This is a genomic window from Blautia difficilis (assembly GCF_014297245.1).
GTDB lineage: Bacteria > Bacillota > Clostridia > Lachnospirales > Lachnospiraceae > Blautia_A > Blautia_A difficilis.
The window spans coordinates 1-3,136 of record NZ_JACOQG010000070.1 but is presented as its reverse complement, the minus strand read 5'-3'; the positions used below and the strand labels follow the sequence as shown (position 1 = coordinate 3,136).

The following is a 3,136-nucleotide window of genomic DNA, read 5'->3' as shown; positions in this document are numbered from 1 at the left end:
GACAACATTCTGTCCTAATATCAATATAGAAAACAATAATACATGCCTTCTTTCATCAGCATAATCATTGTATCAGGATAAAGTTCACAAAGTATCCGCAATACGTTCCCTTAAGTTCATGTCATTATTGAAATTGTACATATTTCAGTATAAAAAGTTCAGTATTCAAATTCTGATTATTTATAGTAAATATGGTCTATCAAAATGACTATTTTCTGTTTCATTATTTAACTTAACCAAACAATTCCTATGCATAAAGGCGGAATTCACTTTACATTTTCCCTATATATTTTTCTGCCATATGTACTGCCATAGCACCATCTGCAACAGCTGTTACTATCTGACGAAGTAACTTTGTTCTGACATCTCCTACAGCATAAACACCTGAAATACTCGTTTCAGTATTTTCACCTGCCACAATATATCCTTTATTATCCAGTTCTATCTGATTATCTAAAAAATCTATTGTCGGTTTTCTTCCTATGCTCACAAACAAGCCGTCACATTCTATAATGTTTTCTTCTCCTGTAACTGTATCTTTCAACCGCACACCAGTCAATCGTTCTCCATAAAGCAGTTCTTTTACTGTACTATTCCATCGAAACTCTATATTTTCAGTTTTCATCAGCTGGTCATTGTAAATTTTTGTTGCACGTAATGTATCTCTTCGATGAACAATGATAACTTTCTTAGCAATTCGACTTAAAAGAGTAGCATCTGATACAGCAGAATTTCCACCACCAACAACAACCACAATCTTATCTTTATAAAACATACCATCACAGGCGGCACAATAAGCAACTCCATGACCTATCAATTCTTTTTCTTTATCAAGACCAAGTTCTCTTGGATTTGCTCCTGTAGCTATCACTACTGTTTTCCCAATATAAATTCCCGAACTAGTTTCTACTCTCTTAAGCTTTCCTGCTAAATCCATATTAAAAACTTCTGCATATTCACTTTTAGCACCATATTTTTCCGCCTGTTTTTGCATTTTCTCTGCCAATGAAAATCCGTCAATTCCATTTTCAAAACCAGGATAGTTATCAATCTGCCATGTCAGTGACATCTGGCCACCTGCAGATAATTTTTCTAAAACAATTGTTTCAAGTCCTGCTCTGGCTGCGTATAATGCTGATGTATACCCACCAGGTCCTCCTCCCACGATAATCATATCGTAAACATGATTTTCATTCATACAACAGTCCTCCTATTTTATTTTTCCAAAGCTTCATTAATAAAGTTTTCTATCATTTTTTTTGATTCGGGTGCAACAATAGAATCTATTGCCTTTCCATCTCGATATAAAACCAGCGTAGGAATTATCTCAATCTTTTCAGCTTCTGCAATCTGTGGTTCTTCATCAATATTTACTTTTCCTGCAATAAGAATATCGCTGTATTCTTCACTTATTTTTTCATAAGCTGCTCCAATTCTACGGCAATAACCACACCAAGGTGCCCAGAAATCAACCAAAACCAGTTTTTCCTTATGAATTAATTGTCCAAACTTTTCTTTATTTATATTTATTGATGTCATATTTTTTAACCCCTTCTCCTGTTTGAACTTAATATACCCCATAAAAGATCTTACTTCCGTGATGATATCACAGAAAAAACAATTTACTTTATTACGCTTCTTTTTATTTCTATTTACGGCATATGCCAGTTATATAATTGACACATCTCAATAAATTAAGTATACTCCCGTCTTTGACAGTTACAAAAAGCTGGGAGTATTATACGTTCAATTCATTACTTTCGGCAAGTAAGAAATAATCAATATGAAAATAACAAAAAAGGATGCGCTACGGTAACTTCTCCATTACCTTGGCACATCCTTTCGTATTATTATTTTTCACTATTCTTCTTAATGACAGCTATGGCTTCCACATCCGTGCTCACCACAGGTATGTCCTTCCCCGTGGCTGTGCTCATGGTGAGAGCACTTCACATCCGGATTGTAATCCAGTGTTTCATTAATAAAGGCTTCTACTGCTTCATCCGCATCTCCGGAAACTCCTCCGAAAAGCTTAATACCGGCTGCCGCTAATGCTGTCTGTGCACCGCCTCCGATTCCGCCACAGATCAGAACATCTGCATTCAATGCATTAAGAACTCCCGCTAATGCACCATGTCCGCTTCCATTCGTATCTACTATTTCTGAATGTACTACTTTTCCTTCCTCTACATCGTAAATCTTAAATGTCTCTGTGTGTCCAAAGTGCTGGAAAATCTGTCCATTTTCATATGTTACTGCTATTCTCATGATACCTTCTCCTTTTTCTTCTGCATATTTTTGGTAAATTTCCTGTTTGTAACATCCTCCAAAGCTGCAGTTGCTGCTCTGACCGTCACAGATTATGAAATCCCCACCCTCAATTCTAAGCGGATGTCCATCAATAAGTGCATCTGCTATTTTCTTCCTGGCAATCTCGTAAATCCGTTGAACTGTTGTTCTTGCGACTTGCATAGATGCTGCACATTGCTCCTGACTATAACCTTTCTTGTCCAAAAGACGAATTGTCTCATACTCATCTACCGTCAGAACAATAGGTGTTTTTTTCTCAGTATTATCTGCCGGAAGGAATTCTAAAATATTGGGGAAATGACAGACTTTTCTGCATTTTACTGGTCTCGGCATAAACTGCTCCTTTCTCGCTTTTCTTATATAATAGCCTTATAAAAGGCATATGTCAATAACGTTTTTGACATATGCCTTTTATGTATAACCTAATAGTATTACTTATTTTCCATTATTTTTTAATTTACAGATGCCCTGCGTCATTGTTCCCATTGGACAAAATGCACACCAGGTTCTTGGCTTATATAACACCATTACAATCAACCCTAACAACAGAGATGTAAGCATCAAACTATAAAATCCAAAAGTGAATTACTCGGTAACTGAGTTACCAGAGCATCTGAATTAAGGCGGATACCGCCTTTTTTCAGGGTGCATCCATGACACCACTACTGTTTGCTCTTTAGAGCTATACAGCTACTTTTATTATTTCCGGTGTTTTTAGTCCGGTTACGGACAGTTCTCTTTTTACTCCGGATACGGAGTGATATTTTCTCAGGATATTATATGCGCCTACGGCATCTGCGTTATAGGTTCTGTTTCCATCTCTGTA

General features: G+C 36.5%; 3 protein-coding genes and 1 pseudogene. All 4 read right to left on the bottom strand.

The window, feature by feature from the left end:
- Positions 1 to 271 precede the first annotated feature (271 nt).
- On the bottom strand, positions 272 to 1,198 hold the full coding sequence (trxB, locus tag H8Z82_RS16720; protein WP_186995746.1) for a thioredoxin-disulfide reductase: 927 nt from the start codon (positions 1,196 to 1,198) through the stop codon (positions 272 to 274).
- Positions 1,199 to 1,215: 17 nt separating this feature from the next.
- Positions 1,216 to 1,581: a thioredoxin family protein gene (locus tag H8Z82_RS16715; protein WP_082419326.1), complete on the bottom strand. Its 366-nt coding sequence runs from the start codon at positions 1,579 to 1,581 to the stop codon at positions 1,216 to 1,218.
- A gap of 288 nt (positions 1,582 to 1,869) precedes the next feature.
- The gene (locus H8Z82_RS16710) at positions 1,870 to 2,643 is read right to left on the bottom strand and encodes a NifB/NifX family molybdenum-iron cluster-binding protein (protein WP_117677479.1); all 774 of its coding nucleotides are present in this window, start codon (positions 2,641 to 2,643) and stop codon (positions 1,870 to 1,872) included.
- Positions 2,644 to 2,745: 102 nt separating this feature from the next.
- A pseudogene (locus tag H8Z82_RS17995) lies at positions 2,746 to 2,895 on the bottom strand (4Fe-4S binding protein); the annotation flags it as partial.
- Positions 2,896 to 3,136: the final 241 nt, after the last annotated feature.

Excerpts from the sequence above, each read along its gene's own strand:
- trxB (WP_186995746.1), bottom strand. The coding sequence starts at position 1,198 with ATGAATGAAAATCATGTTTACGATATGATTATCGTGGGAGGAGGACCT.
- H8Z82_RS16715 (WP_082419326.1), bottom strand. The coding sequence starts at position 1,581 with ATGGGGTATATTAAGTTCAAACAGGAGAAGGGGTTAAAAAATATGACA.
- H8Z82_RS16710 (WP_117677479.1), bottom strand. The coding sequence starts at position 2,643 with ATGCCGAGACCAGTAAAATGCAGAAAAGTCTGTCATTTCCCCAATATT.